The sequence below is a fragment of the Agathobacter rectalis ATCC 33656 genome, assembly GCF_000020605.1.
Taxonomy (GTDB): Bacteria; Bacillota; Clostridia; order Lachnospirales; family Lachnospiraceae; genus Roseburia; species Roseburia rectalis.
Map to the genome: position 1 here is coordinate 128,934 of NC_012781.1, position 15,404 is coordinate 144,337.

A 15,404-nucleotide genomic window follows, 5' to 3' on the forward strand; every position below is an offset into this window, starting at 1 on the left:
AATGAGTGAGAAAAATACAGGACGTGTCACAATTCCTACAAATCTGGATGTGGTTCCAGAGACAATTGAGTTAATGAAACGCTGGGGTGCAGATGCAATCCGCGATTGTGACGGAACAGAATTCCCGGAAGAGCTGACAAAGACCGGGGCAAAGATTTATGCAACTTACTACACCACGAGAAAAGATAATGAGTGGGCGAAGGCGAACCCGGATGAGGTGCAGCAGTGTTATATTATGAGTGGATTTTATACGGCTGTTGAAAGCGAACTGCAAATTCCTCTGATGAAGGGGATTTCGGATGAGTTAATGCAGGTCAATACAAGAGATGATATTAAACGATGGTGGGAGGTTGTTGACCGTTCCACAGGTCAGGTGGTATCGACCAAACAGTGGGAATATAATGAGGAGTCAGGGTGCGTCTGTATTCATGAGGCAGAACCGTTTCATGAATATACAGTAAGCTTTCTGGCATATATTATCTGGGATCCGGTACATATGTACAATGCGGTGACAAATGACTGGAAAGATTTCGAACATCAGATTACGTTTGACGTACGGCAGCCGAAAACACATAAATATTCCATGGAGCGCCTGCGTAAATTCTGCGAGGAGCATCCATATGTCAATGTCATTCGCTATACGACGTTTTTCCATCAGTTTACATTGATGTTTGACGAGTTAAAGCGGGAAAAATATGTGGATTGGTATGGTTATTCCGCGTCAGTAAGTCCTTATATTTTAGAGCAGTTTGAAAAAGAAATGGGTTATAAATTCCGCCCGGAATATATCATTGACCAGGGATATTATAACAATCAGTATCGTGTACCTGGTAAAGAATATAAGGATTTTCAGGCATTCCAGCGCAGGGAAGTTGCAAAGCTTGCAAAAGAGATGGTTGACATCACACATGAATGCGGCAAAGAGGCAATGATGTTTTTGGGGGATCACTGGATCGGAACAGAACCATTCATGGAAGAGTTTGCAACGATCGGTCTTGACGCAGTGGTAGGAAGCGTTGGAAACGGAAGTACACTTCGTCTGATCTCTGATATTGAAGGTGTAAAATATACAGAAGGAAGATTCCTTCCATACTTTTTCCCGGATACCTTCCATGAGGGCGGAGATCCTGTCAAGGAAGCAAAGGAAAACTGGGTGACAGCACGCCGTGCCATCTTAAGAAAACCAATCGACCGTATCGGATATGGCGGATATTTAAAGCTTGCATTAGATTTCCCGGAGTTTTTGGACTATGTGGAGAGCGTGTGCAACGAATTCCGTGAACTGTATGAGAATGCAAAAGGAACAACACCGTACTGTGTAAAAAAGGTTGCTGTTTTAAACAGCTGGGGCAAAATCCGCAGCTGGGGCTGCCATATGGTACACCATGCCTTATATCAGAAACAGAATTACAGTTATGCGGGAATTATCGAGGCGTTAAGCGGCGCACCGTTTGATGTGAAATTTATTTCCTTTGATGATATTTTAAAGGATAAGGATATATTAAAGGATATTGATGTCATTATCAATGTCGGGGACGGGGATACGGCACACACCGGCGGGGCAGTCTGGGAGAATGCAGTTATTTCCACAGCCATTCGTGAATTTGTCTACCGGGGCGGTGGATTTATCGGTGTCGGGGAACCGGCAGGACACCAGTATCAGGGACATTATCTGCAGCTTGCCGATTTAATTGGTGTGGAAAAAGAAACCGGATTTACCTTAAACTACGATAAGTATAACTGGGAAGAACACAAAAATCACTTTATTCTTGCAGATACAACAAAGCCTGTTGACTTCGGAGAGGGCAAGAAGAATATGTTTGCGTATGAGGGAACAGAAATTCTGGTACAGAGGGACAAAGAAGTTCAGATGGCTGTGCATGAATTTGGCGAGGGCCGCTCGGTTTATATCAGCGGACTGCCTTATAGTTTTGAGAACAGCAGAATTCTTTATCGGAGTATTTTGTGGAGTACACATGGCGAAAGTTTATTACATCAGTGGTTTAGTACAAATTTCAATGTGGAAGTACATGCATATGTAAAAAATGGCAAATTCTGTGTTGTAAATAATACCTACGAGCCACAGAATACGGTTATCTATCGCGGAGATGGAAGCAGTTTTGCGTTGAAAATGGAGGCAAATGAGATTAAATGGTACGCTGTTTAATCAGGAGGTATAAAGAAGATGAAGAAACCTGTACTTGTAATTATGGCAGCCGGAATGGGAAGCCGTTACGGTGGAATGAAACAGATTGATCCAGTAGATGAATATGGACATATTATTGTTGATTTTTCTATTTATGATGCTTATCTTGCAGGATTTGAAGAGGTTATTTTTGTAATAAAGAGAGAGAATGTGGAAGATTTTCATAATGTCATAGGGAATCGTATAGAAAAGATTATGAAAGTAAGATATGCATTTCAGGAGCTGGAAAATCTGCCGGAGGGATTTGAAGTTCCGGCCGGAAGAGTAAAGCCATGGGGAACTGCGCATGCAATTTTAAGCTGTAAAGATATGATTGACGGACCATTTGCAGTGATTAATGCAGACGACTATTATGGAAGAGAAGCATTTAAGCAGATTTATGATTATCTGAGTGTGCATGAAGATAATGATAAGTATCAGTATGCAATGGTAGGATATCAGTTGAAAAATACTTTGACGGAGAATGGAAGTGTGGCAAGAGGCGTCTGTGATATTGATAGTAATGGAAAACTTGTCAGTGTAACAGAACATACAACGATTGTAAAACGTGGAGAGAATGCTGCATATACGGAAGACGATGGAAAAAGTTATACGGATTTGTCAGGAGATACGATTGTTTCCATGAATTTATGGGGATTTAGCAAGGGATTTTTGTCAGAGATTGCGTATGGATTTCGTGATTTTCTGCAGGAGGGTCTGCAACATAATCCACTGAAATGTGAATATTATCTTCCGTCGGTCGTCAGCAGACTGTTAGATAGCAATAAAGCAGAAGTAAAAGTTCTTCTTACAACAGAAAAGTGGTATGGAGTTACCTACAGGGAAGATAAACCAATGGTTATGGCAGCAGTGAAAAAGCTGGAAGAGAATGATTTTTATCCAAAACAGCTCTGCGGAAAATTAGAAGCGGCTGCAAACTTCTGTTTTGAAGGTGTATATAAAGAAGAACTTCCATGGGGAAATGGACATATTAATGATACTTACCGTGTTACATTTGAAAACGAACAGGGAGTAAAAAAGCATTATATTTTACAGCAGATGAACAAGAGTATCTTTAAAAACCCGGTTGAATTAATGGAAAATATCGTTGGAGTCACTGAATTCTTAAAAAGAAAAATTTCAGCTAACGGTGGAAATCCAGAGAGGGAGACATTAAATGTCATTCCTGCAAAAGACGGGAAACCCTATTACGTGGACTCGGAAGGTGAGTATTGGAGAGCTTATGTATTCATTGAAAATACCGTAAGCTATGATTTGATAGATAATCCTGAAATACTTTATGAGGGTGGTCTGGCATTTGGCAGATTTCAAAGTATGTTAGCGGATTATCCGGCGAAAACACTTCATGAGACAATTCCGGGATTTCATGATACCAGAGAAAGATTTGAGACATTCAAAAAGGCAGTGGAAGAGGATGTGTGCAGCAGAGCGGATTTGGTCCGGGAGGAAATTCAGTTTGTATTGGACAGGGAAGAAATTGTGGACTGCTTTCAGGATTTGCTGAGAAGTGGGAAAATCAGTTTTCGTGTGACTCATAATGACACAAAAATTAATAATGTCCTCATGGATAAGGATACCAAAAAAGGAATATGTGTGATTGACCTGGACACTGTAATGCCCGGGGTAGCCATGAATGATTTTGGAGATGCGGTGCGGATTGGAGCAAGTACAGCATTAGAGGATGAACAAAATCTGGATAAAGTGTGGTGCGATTTAGAGCTTTTTGAAGCATGTGCGAAGGGCTTTATAGAGGGCTGTGGTGGAAAACTTTCACAGGAAGAGATAAAGCTGCTTCCGATGGGCGCTAGGCTTATGACCTATGAATGTGGAATGAGGTTTCTTATGGATTATATTCAGGGAGACATTTATTTTAAAATTCACAGACCGGGGCAGAATTTGGACCGGGCAAGGACACAGTTTAAACTTGTCTCTGATATGGAACATAAGTGGAAAGTAATGGAGAATATTGTGAAGAAGTATATGTAAGACAAAACAGTGGCATTGACAATTTCCAATACTTAAAAGGCGTCAGTTCCGGAAATACCGGACTGACGCCTTGATTGCATTAGAAAACCTTTTTCTGCGAGTTCATTTTGAATATCATCTAAAATCTCTTCGGATTCAGCTTCAATCGTATGGTAATGATAACCACCGGTTACATTCTTAAGAAGGCTGGAACTTCCGGTAGAGAGTCCTTCTAAAAATTTCTTGACATCGCGTCTTGTACGGATATTCATATCTGCCAGGACAACACCATAAACCTTTCCCTATTTTACAGGCTCTCCAGCCTGTGCATTAGCGAAACGATATGTATTTTCCCTTATTTTTGCCCTTATGAGATAATTGTAAGGGAAATAAGGGAAAGTTTTATTTAGTCATTGCCTGCCACTTTATCAAGTAACCTTGCAGATTTCCGCTTGGCTTTTCTTGCAGAGTGTGCATAGACATTCATGGTGGTACTGACATCTGAGTGCCCTAACAGTTCCTGCACATCCTTTGGTGCTGCTCCATTTCTTTCCTTTTTTTCTTACAGATCCTTTTGCCATAATCGTGTGTCTCCTTTCGATATCAGACAATCGGAACTGGTGAAATGCTTCTTGCGTTTAAGTATATCATTCTTAATAAAGAATACCGCCCGTAAAATAGCTGACGCATAGAGCTACTATTTTATGGGCGGATCTTTTGCGCCTTCAATCTCGGCTTGCAGCTCCTCGCGGGTTTTCTCTCTTGGCTTTGTCATGGGTGGTCGCTCCTTTCTGATCATAGGCATAGAAAAAGGACAGTCGATTTTCTCGACTGTCCTCTCGGATTGGTTATGTAATTGTAAAATGTTATTTTTTATTAAACTTTTGAATATCTCCGTAATCTTTAAGCTCACTATTTTCAAAAGCTTGTTGTAAATTATCGCTATCCAAAAACAACACATTTCCACTTGAGGTCAAGGGCAACATACAAGAATCAGCTTTCAGTATTTCTGCCGGATTGTCTATTAGCATAACCAGAGGATTTTTTGCTTCTATCGGCTTCGCTGATCCAAGAGTTACATTTATAGGAAATGCAAGCAGACCGCCACCTTCGTATTCGTATAACCCTGTTCCTTCTGGCAATACACTTCCGTCGTTTGTCAATATCGGCATTTGACTGTCTAAAAACTCTTGCATACTTTTTGATAAGCTGCTATATTCTATGGGTTTTAATTTGCCAGAATCGCCAAAGTTTTCAATCCATTTGGGATTTGTAAACACCAAATGGTCATAATCTCCCAGCTCGGTAGAAAGTTCAATAGCGCTATCTACTACATAGGAGAGGAGCAAATTGTCCTCTTGGTCAGATAGCAAATTGCTTCCAGCAGTTATCAGTTCTTCATCTTCGCATACTGTATCTATGTCAGTATATTCTATAAAACTAATTCCGGTCATGTCATATTCGGAAAGCTTATTTGTATTTCCGCACCCGGTTAAACTAATCACAAGTGCTAATGCAGACATGATTATAAGGTTGTTATGTTTCATAGATGCCTCCATTTTCTGTTTGTTGCCCAATTATTAAAGAAGTATAACACAAACTTATGAACAAATCCACGTCATTTCAGCCTGTCGGCAGCATCGTGTTCTCTGGCATACTCCCACGCCGCCTCTCGGCGTTCTTCACTGTATGGGGCGGTCAGATGGAGAATCTCCTTATCATTCAATCAATCATTCGTTATAAACATCAGAAGCATTTCAATCAGTTCACCAAGTCACTTTTATTTTGTGTTATACTGTTTTATAGATTTTTCTTGGTCTCCGCTTCGCTACGGTCGGTGCAAAGCGGACATCCACTGGATGTCCTGCACCCTTGTATTTGCCCTTATGAGAGTTCGTAAACACTGACGGGACGATATAACACAAGGGAAATAATAAGGGAAAGCTAACCTGTGATAAACTTAGTGTTTTCAAGGGCTTGAGAGGTATTTGATAATAAAATATAACAATTATGAAATTACTTGGAATAGATGAAATCTCAATTCTAATTTGAAAAATTTAATGGTATCGGGCACCAAAAATTTCAGGGTTTGCGGATATCATGCGCATATTCTATGGAAAATTCCGCTGAAATATGCTTTAATAGAGATATATAGCAGTAAATAACAATTGCAAGAGGAAGAAAATGTCTAGAAGAAAGAGGCAGAAAACCGGAATGATAAACAAAGAAAAGGAAAATAACAGCATGACGCAGGAGACTCAAACACCGCAGCAGACTGTTGACGCGCAGCAGATGGTTATCCCTCAGGAGAGCGAGCGCATCCAGCGGGCTGAGTGGATTCACGAGCAGGTGAAGCTTCAGCGTGAGGCAGAGGATGAGGCATGGGAGAAGATCATGGAGGAGCAGAAGCTGCTTACAGAGCGCAGACGCTCCATAGATGCCGATATAAACAGCAACAGGGAGCTGAAGCGATACCATGAGGACTGCATGGAGGATATCACAGACCAGGTATATTCACTGCATGGCATATCGGTAGACAAGCTGGAGGGCATAAAAGAGTACAGGAATGCCCTGTTCCGCGGAGAAGCATTCATAGTGTTTTGCATATCTGTAATAATGGCTGCGATTGTGGCATATGCCTATGGACCGACTTCACAGCTGTGCCTGTATGTACTCATGTGTGTAGGTGCGGAGGGAGCGTTATTGTCCCAAAAGCGAAAGAATATATTGTTTTTCATTCCGCTTATCCTGATAGCGGCGGAGATGGCAGGCTACAAGCTGTATCCGCAGTATCTGGAGTATGTCACGATGGCTGGAGAGGCGCTGGCACTGCTTCTTATGATGATAGGCACTGTGGGATACTTTGTGCACAATCCATACCGCAAGGACAGAAAAAATATAAAGGCTGCAAAGTCAGACCTCAAGGAATTACATAAGGTGGCTAAAAAGAGTGTCAAGAAGAACAAAAAGAGCCGCATAAAGAACGAAGCAAAAGAAGCAAAGCTTGCGGCAAAGCAGGCCAAAAGAGAGACAAAGGCTGCCATAAAGGAGCAGAAGAGGCAGAATAAGCTCGCAAAGAAGCAGGCCAGGTACGAGCTTAAGGAGAAAAAACGACAGCAGAAGAGTGAGCGTGTTGAGCTTAAGCATGAGCTGAAGAAGACTCAGCTCATGGATAAGGTGAGAAGATTTACACCGAAAGAGCAGGAGAGTGAAAGCACCTCTTCGGCAGAGAGCATAGATAACAACATTACAGAAAACAATATCATAGAGAATAACATCATTGATATAGAGCGCAAGGTCAATTAGTCATGGATGAGCATTAGGCAGACAGCTGATACTTCTCCATCCAGTAATTAATCTGGATGAAATATGCGATAAGCTGCGGACCTGCCATGAGCTGGCCAAACCACGGACTGCCGTATTCTGCCGGTGCCTTTAAAAATTCGCGCGTTTTGTCAGCGTCAATGAGAGTGCGCACAGGGGCGTTAGGGGAGTCTAATATCTCCTCCATTCCCTTTATAAGGAGAGCTTCATATCCGGGATGATAAGTCTTTGGATATGGGCTCTTTTTTCTGTGCAAAAGCTCAGGTGGCAGGACATCTGAAAAAGCATCGCGAAGCAGAGTCTTTTCCACACCGTTTTGATATTTCATATGCCAAGGCACATTAAAGACATACTCAATGATACGATGGTCGGCAAAAGGTACACGGGCCTCAAGCTCGGAGTACATGCTGGTGCGATCCATGCGGTCAAGAAGCGTCTGCATGAACCATTTGATATTGAGATAACCTATTATGCGGCGGCTTTCGTCCTCTCCGTCCTCGCCGTAAAGGAGAGGTGCTTTTGACCTGGACTCCTCATATCGAAAAGCCTGATAACTGGATAAATCAAGCTCCAAACCCACATCATCGCGCAAAAGAGCAAGGCGTGGAGCGACATCCGATGACCATGGGAAGCCATATCTTTCCAGCAGCTCTTTGCGGTAAAACCACGGATATCCGCCAAAGATTTCATCAGCACACTCACCGGTAAGAGCTACCTTATTTTTTCGGCTGACGAGGCTGCAGAAATATAAAAGTGACGAGTCCACATCGGTCATGCCGGGCATATCCTTTGCATCGACTGCGGCAAAGAGCGCTTTGAAGAGAGAGTTCTCATCACACTCGAGATAGGAGTGGGCTGTCTCATACTCCTCAAGCATACGATTGACATAGGGCAGATCCCTCTCCGGTTGAAAGGCGTTTGCCTTAAAATACCTGTCATTGTCCTTAAAGTCGAAGGAAAAGGTGTTGAGCGTTTTACCGCGTGTGTTCATATAGTTTGCGGCGATGGCGGTCACGATGCTTGAATCGATGCCGCCTGACAGAAAAGTACATACCGGCACATCGGAAACCATCTGCCTTTTTATAGCATCCTCCACCAGAAAACGTGTGTGAGCAACGGTATCCCGATAGCTCTCGGTGTGTTCCCGGCTTGTAAGCTCCCAGTAGGTTTCATCATGCAGCCCATCCCGGGAGTAAATCATGAAGTGTCCCGGCAAAACCTCAAACAAATCCTTAAACAGGGAAAGTCCGCTCGTGTGCGCAGGCCCGATAGCAAGAAGCTCCTGCAAGCCCTGTTTGTCAAGCTCAGGTTTTACTGCAGGGTGAGCAAAGCAGGCCTTTGGCTCGGAGCCAAACACCAGAGAATCCCCTCGGATGGCATAAAAAAGCGGTTTGACACCCACTCGGTCGCGGTATAAAATCAGCCTGCTTTTAGCCGCATCCCATATGGCAAATGCAAAAATGCCGTTTAAGCGATTGACAAAATCAGCGCCCCAATGGATGTAGGCGTACAGAATAACCTCTGTGTCTGAGGTTGTGGAGCATACAAAGCCGTTTTCGGACAGCTCGGGAATCAGCTCATCTGTGTTGTAAATTTCACCATTATAGCAGATAGTGTACTCATAGCCGTTGTGGGTGCGCGTCATGGGCTGGTCGCCGCACAGGATATCACGGATGGCCAGACGGCTGTGCGACAGACCAATATGCTTTTTAAGGTAGCGTCCTCTGGCATCGTTGCCGCGGTGGGCGAGCACAGCACGCATCTTCTCAAGACGAAAGTTCCAGTAATCGGTGTTCTCTTCAAAGTCTTCTTTAAAGTTACAGAATCCGGCAATACCACACATAAAAATTCATATCTCCGTAAAAACAGATTTAATTTATATTATGCATACGCCTTGAAGCTGTTAATCCGGTCAGAAAATAAAATGATATGGTGGACAAAAGTCATTGTATTAATCAATTACCAAGCTGATTATAAAATTTTTATTGACAATAAAGGCAGAATAGCGTTACTCTTATTACATAAAGTTAGATAACACTAACATATATAAATGACAGATAACTACAGTAAGTACAATCTGACTGGTAATTGTTTTTAAAGCTATAACCTTATATAAGGTAAATGTAATTTGAAATGTTGAAAGAGAGGATATCATATGTCAGAAGAAGAGAGAAAGTTCTTAGAGATAGTGGATTTGAAAAAGGGCTTCGGAAGCGGCGAGACGCGCCAGGAGGTGCTGCGAGGCATGAATTTTTCTGTGGCAAAGGGTGAATTCTGTGTGCTGCTCGGACCGTCAGGCTCAGGAAAGTCTACACTGCTCAATATCATCGGAGGCATCGACAGCGCCGATTCCGGATATATCAGCATAAATGGTGACAAGCTGAAGGATATGAGCGAGAAAAAGCTCACACAGTACCGCAGAAAGCACCTGGGATATGTATTTCAGATGTACAACCTGATTGCCAATCTGAATGTAAAGGAAAATATCGAGGTGGGCGCTTATCTGTCTGACAACGCACTGGATATCGATGAGCTGCTTCACACGCTGGGGCTTTACGAGCACCGCTATAAGCTTCCAAATCAGCTATCCGGTGGACAGCAGCAGCGTGTGTCAATAGGGCGTGCAATCGTGAAAAATCCTGATATACTGCTCTGCGATGAGCCTACAGGAGCGCTTGATTACAACACCTCAAAGGAGATTTTGAAGCTCATAGAGGATGTCAACAAAAAGTACGGAAACACCATAATCATGGTCACACACAATGAGGCCATCAAAAACATGGCAGACCACGTGATAAAGCTTAGGGACGGAGCCGTGCGCCACAACGATATCAATACAAATAAGGTTTCGGCCGAAGAGCTTGAGTGGTAAGGAGGATTTGACCTATGAGCAGGAAAAAGATAAAAAATCCTCTGATAAAGCGTATACCAAAGGAAATTATCGGTGACTGGAAGAAATATCTTGTTGTATTTCTTTTCCTCGTGTTGACAATTGGCTTTGTATCCGGAATGTATGTGGCAAACGACAGTATGCTCACCTCTGCGGATGAGGGGGTAAGTAAATACAAGCAGGAGGATGGACATTTTGAGCTTAAGGATAAGGCTGACAGCGAGCTTGTTACGGCTATCGAGTCAGGCGAGGTAAAAACAGCTCCAGACGAAAAAGACAGCGATAGCAGCAAAACTCCTGTCAAGCTTTACGAGAATTTCTATCGCAATGAGACTGAGGACTACGACGCAGACGGCAAAAAGGACGGAACCATCCGTGTATACACAAAGACCGGGAATATCAACCTTGCATGTCTCATCGAGGGCTCATTTCCACAAAATGAGAACGAAATCGCTGTGGACAGAATGCATGCAGACAACGTGGGCATGAAGGTCGGTGACACAATAAAGGTCAGCGGAAAAGAATTCAAGGTATCGGGCCTTATCGCATATGTCAATTACTCCACACTGCATGAAAAGAAGACCGATATGATGTTTGATGCGATAAAGTTTGATGTGGCAATGGTGACAAAGGAGGGCTTTGAGCGCCTGCACAAGAGCATTCACTATACATATGCATGGAAATACGAGGATGAGCCGGCTGACGACATAGAGCAGAAGGAAAAATCAGATGACTTTCTGGAGGCGATGGTGTCACAGGTTATGGCAGCAGGCAATGAAGTGGAGGACTACACACCGCGCTACTCAAATCCGGCAATAAATTTTGCCACGGACGATATGGGCTCAGACAAGGCCATGGGAGGAGTGCTTTTAGACATTCTTATTGTGATAATCGCATTCATTTTTGCAGTGACCATAAGCAATACGATAGCAAATGAATCATCAGCGATAGGCACGCTTCGTGCGTCGGGCTACACAAAGGGCGAGCTTATTAGGCATTACCTTTCAATGCCTGTCATTGTAACATTTCTGGCAGCAGTAGTAGGAAATATACTGGGCTATACGGTGTTCAAGGATGTGGTTGTGGGCATGTATTACAACAGCTACAGCCTGCCGACATACCACACAATCTGGAATCCGGGCGCATTCATAAAAACAACGCTTGCTCCGGTGATTATAATGCTGGTTGTAAATCTTATCGTGATAATCCGCATGATGCAGCACACACCGCTTCAGTTTCTGCGTCATGACCTTAAGAAAACAAAGCGTAAAAAAGCAATGCGGCTTCCGCACTGGAGCTTCATGAGCCGTTTCAGACTGCGAATCATGTTCCAGAATGTGGCAAACTATCTGATACTTTTTGTGGGAATATTTTTCATCATGGTAATGCTCGCGATGGCAGTCGGCATGCCGGATACACTTGATTATTACAAGAAAAATACCGACAGTATGATGTTTGCAAAATACCAGTACGTACTCAAATCCTATGTCGATGCAGACGGAAACGTGCTTGAAACCGATAACAGTGATGCAGAGAAATTTGACATGACATCGCTCTTAAGGAGGACAGATGAGTTTGACGAGGAGGTGTCTGTCTACGGAGTGGAAACAGACAGTGCATACGTAAAGCTTAAGGACATGGATTCGCTTAAGGATAATGAGGTGTACATATCAGACTCATTTGCAGATAAATATGGTATAAAACCGGGCGATACAATAAAGTTTGATGCACAGTACGAGAAAAAAACATACAAATTCAAGGTGAAGGGAACCTACGATAAATCCCAGAGCATCGCGGTGTTTATGCCGATAGAGCATTTCGCGGATACCTTTGATTTTGCAGATGGCAGATTCAGCGGATTTTTGTCGGATACAAAGATAAAGGATATCGATGAGAGCAATATCGCAACAACAATCACGATACGCGACATCACCAAAATGGCAGACCAGCTCGACCACTCCATGGGCTCATACATGCAGTACTTCCAGGTGCTTTGCATACTGCTCTCAGCCGTCATGATATATCTGCTCACGAAGCTCATCATCGAGAAAAATGAGACAGCCATATCGATGACAAAGATTTTAGGCTACGACAACAGAGAAATTGCAAGTCTTTATCTGGCCTCAACATCCATCGTGGTGGTTATATCAGATATCATTAGCGTAGTGCTTGGTGCAAAAGTAATGGACATTGTATGGCGCATAATGCTTCAGACCTTCAGCGGCTGGTTTTCATTCCATATGACACATGTCGGCTATGTAAAGATGTTTGCGTTTGTGCTCATCGGTTACCTGATAGTGACAGTATTTGATTTCAGTAGAATAAAGAGAATCCCGATGGACATGGCACTAAAGAATGTGGAATAGGTAGTATAACTGTTTATGATTGAACATTAACCCTATTTGCGCGACAAATTAATCAAAGGCAAAATGTAGATAAATTTTTTATTTACTGATAAACTATTGTATAATTTCACCAAAAATGGTAATATTGTCTTATAATTTTAAGCTAAAGGAGTAGCAGTAGCAATAGGATTGGAGAGATGGTCATATGGAACAGAGTAAAACTAAAAAAAGAGGTACATTTGCAGCCAAAATCATAGTAATGGTGATTTTAGCTGTTATAGTTTCAAATGTAATTTGTATGGTATTTATTCTTGAAAGCTCCAAAAAACAAATTACAGACAGTGTCAAGCATACCATGGTAGATGTTGTTAATACAACGTCAAAAATCATGGAAAATGAGATTAGTAATTCAGGTGTTGATGATCTGGATTATGATGGTTATGCCAATAATCTTTCAGATGTAAAGCTTGAAGGCATGGACAGTGCATACATGTATGTGGTTCAAAATGATGGCACAATGCTTTATCATCCTACAAAGGAAAAGGTTGGACAGCCTGTTGAGAATGCTGTAATTAAAGGCGTTGTACAACAGCTTCAGGATGGCAAAAAACCGGGCACGACTGTTGTAGAATATGATTTCAATGGAACAACAAAGTATTCGGCATATACGATTTTGAACAATGAAAATATACTTGTGCTTACAGCAGATGAATCTGAGGCACTTGCAGGAATCACTACTGTAACAGGAGTTGCCGTTGGAATCATTGCTATTGTTGTGCTTATTGCAATTACTATCTCATTCATAATGGGACGCAGGCTCATGAGACCGCTTGTAAAGGTCAGTACAATAATTGAGGATGTTGCCAATGGTAATATTGAGGCAGATTTCAGTGTGGTCAAGGAGTCAAATGATGAGATAGGCCTGATTATAGAAAAGATGAAGGAGCTCACACAATCGCTTGGAAGTATAGTCGGAAAGATAAGAAATTCCAGTGATACGATGTCATCAAACAGCTATGAGCTCAATGACACAAGCAGTCAGACACTTGCTGCAAATAACGAGATATCCAAGGCCGTCGAGGATGTTGCAGAGGGCTCTACAGGCATGGCAGCATCTATTTCCAAGATTAATGAAAATCTTCTGGAGATGAGCAATGAAACAAAGGACATTAATGCCTCTGTTGATGAAATCAAAAACCAGACGGTAGCAGTGCAGGATAGCAGTAAAATCATGAATGACAAGATTAAATCCATGCAGGATAGCAGCCACAAGATGGATGAGGGTATCTCAGCAATTTCAAAACGCATAGAAACTGTAAATACTACGGTTGACAAGGTGAGCAATATTGTCTCTGTCATTGAGGAAATATCCAGTGAAACCAATCTTTTGTCACTCAATGCATCTATAGAAGCAGCCAGAGCCGGCGATGCAGGAAAAGGCTTCGCAGTGGTGGCACAGGAGATTCGAGTGCTTTCAGACAATACCAATACGGAGCTTGAGAATATCAAGCAGATAATATCATCACTGGTTGAAGAGTGCAGGTATTGTGTTCAGGCATCCGGCACCATCGTCGAGGATAATGCCAAGCAGAAGGAAGAGATTAAGGCAGTACTCGATGAATTTGGCTCACTTGATGAGCAGATTCAAAAGACAGCAGAAAAAGCTGATGAAATCGAAGAGCTTGTCACTGCGATGATTGAGCTGAACGATGACATCACGAAGAGCAGCAACAGCCTGACAGACGTCAGCGCAGCAAATGCCGCAGCAACCGAAGAGATGAATGCCAACATCGAGGAGCTCAATGCGATGATGCACGGAGTTTCAGAAATGGCAGGACACATGAATGATGAGTCTGATGGATTGAAGGAAGCATTATCGTTCTTTAATAATTAATTGTAAGTATTCATAAATGAACATTGACCTCCTTTGCGCTTTAAGTTTATCATTAAAGCAAAAAGGAGGTTTTTGTCAGTTTTCAATGTAAATCAGTCGTAAAAGCAGTAAAATGCTTTTGTGGCTGATTTTGGTATTTGGGGGATTATTGATTATATCAGCAAAAACACGTATTATATACATATACAAAAAATTTTACTGTTCACGCTTGAGAGTGGCCGGTAACACAAAAATCTTAATATATGATAAACAGAAGAATGAGGTATAAAATAATGACAGATAATTTTGAATTTAGAAGTATACACCCAGACGAGGTAGAACAGGCAATAGCAATTGAGCAGATATGTTTCCCACCGAATGAGGCATGTTCTCCAAAGGCAATGACAGAGAGAATTGCAAAGGTACCACAGTTATTTCTCGTGGTAATTGACAAATCAACCGGTAAGCTGGCGGGCTTTTTAAATGGTGTGGCAACAGACGAGGAAAAGTTCAGGGATGAGTTCTTCACGGACATCGATTTATGCGATGAAAACGGTAAGAATGTGATGCTTCTTGGCCTTGACGTGCTGCCGGAGTATCGTGGACAGGGACTCGCCAGAGAGCTCGTGCACCGCTACAGTCAGCGTGAAAAGGCAAACGGACGAAAAAAGCTGTTTCTGACATGCTTAGAGCAGAAGGTAGAGATGTATAAGAAGTTTGGATTGCAGGATCTGGGGATTGCTGACTCTACCTGGGGCGGAGAAGAGTGGCATGAGATGGTGTTAAAGGGATGAATGTGAT

The 15,404-nt window shown here is 42.5% G+C and carries 10 protein-coding genes and 1 pseudogene; 7 read left to right on the forward strand and 4 right to left on the reverse strand.

All coding sequences use genetic code 11. The features are described from left to right. Position 1: 1 nt before the first annotated feature. Entirely contained in the window at positions 2–2,167 is a 2,166-nt protein-coding gene (gnpA, locus tag EUBREC_RS00635) for a 1,3-beta-galactosyl-N-acetylhexosamine phosphorylase (protein ID WP_012741064.1), read from the forward strand. A gap of 18 nt (positions 2,168–2,185) precedes the next feature. Continuing rightward, complete coding sequence (locus EUBREC_RS17410; protein ID WP_012741065.1) at positions 2,186–4,192, forward strand: phosphotransferase; 2,007 nt, start codon at positions 2,186–2,188, stop codon at positions 4,190–4,192. Positions 4,193–4,224: 32 nt separating this feature from the next. Here the strand turns inward: EUBREC_RS17410 and EUBREC_RS00645 are convergent, their stop codons facing one another. From EUBREC_RS00645 to EUBREC_RS00650, 3 genes and pseudogenes are all read right to left on the reverse strand, one after another. Then, entirely contained in the window at positions 4,225–4,443 is a 219-nt protein-coding gene (locus tag EUBREC_RS00645) for a 3H domain-containing protein (RefSeq protein ID WP_012741066.1), read from the reverse strand. A 134-nt stretch (positions 4,444–4,577) separates the two neighbouring features. Continuing rightward, positions 4,578–4,718, reverse strand: a pseudogene (locus EUBREC_RS16785) (site-specific integrase); the annotation flags it as partial. 319 nt (positions 4,719–5,037) lie between these two features. Further along, on the reverse strand, positions 5,038–5,718 hold the full coding sequence (locus EUBREC_RS00650) for a DUF6619 domain-containing protein (RefSeq protein ID WP_015517623.1): 681 nt from the start codon (positions 5,716–5,718) through the stop codon (positions 5,038–5,040). A gap of 637 nt (positions 5,719–6,355) precedes the next feature. On the opposite strand from EUBREC_RS00650, the gene EUBREC_RS00655 reads away from it, so the two are divergent. Continuing rightward, the gene (locus EUBREC_RS00655; protein ID WP_012741069.1) at positions 6,356–7,477 is read left to right on the forward strand and encodes a hypothetical protein; all 1,122 of its coding nucleotides are present in this window, start codon (positions 6,356–6,358) and stop codon (positions 7,475–7,477) included. Positions 7,478–7,490: 13 nt separating this feature from the next. Here the strand turns inward: EUBREC_RS00655 and asnB are convergent, their stop codons facing one another. Beyond that, positions 7,491–9,338, reverse strand: coding sequence for an asparagine synthase (glutamine-hydrolyzing) (gene asnB, locus EUBREC_RS00660; RefSeq protein ID WP_012741070.1), 1,848 nt, complete (start codon positions 9,336–9,338; stop codon positions 7,491–7,493). Between the two features lie 312 nt (positions 9,339–9,650). Here asnB and EUBREC_RS00665 point away from each other — a divergent pair, with 312 nt between their 5' ends. The 4 genes from EUBREC_RS00665 (at position 9,651) to EUBREC_RS00680 (ending at position 15,397) form a co-directional block, all read left to right on the forward strand. After that, positions 9,651–10,367, forward strand: a complete 717-nt coding sequence (locus EUBREC_RS00665; RefSeq protein ID WP_012741071.1) for an ABC transporter ATP-binding protein — start codon at positions 9,651–9,653, stop codon at positions 10,365–10,367. Between the two features lie 14 nt (positions 10,368–10,381). After that, on the forward strand, positions 10,382–12,751 hold the full coding sequence (locus tag EUBREC_RS00670; RefSeq protein ID WP_012741072.1) for an ABC transporter permease: 2,370 nt from the start codon (positions 10,382–10,384) through the stop codon (positions 12,749–12,751). A gap of 184 nt (positions 12,752–12,935) precedes the next feature. Beyond that, a complete protein-coding gene (locus EUBREC_RS00675; RefSeq protein ID WP_012741073.1) occupies positions 12,936–14,624 on the forward strand; it encodes a methyl-accepting chemotaxis protein in 1,689 nt (562 codons plus the stop codon). A gap of 272 nt (positions 14,625–14,896) precedes the next feature. Beyond that, complete coding sequence (locus tag EUBREC_RS00680) at positions 14,897–15,397, forward strand: GNAT family N-acetyltransferase (RefSeq protein ID WP_041253761.1); 501 nt, start codon at positions 14,897–14,899, stop codon at positions 15,395–15,397. The last annotated feature ends 7 nt before the right edge of the window (positions 15,398–15,404 follow it).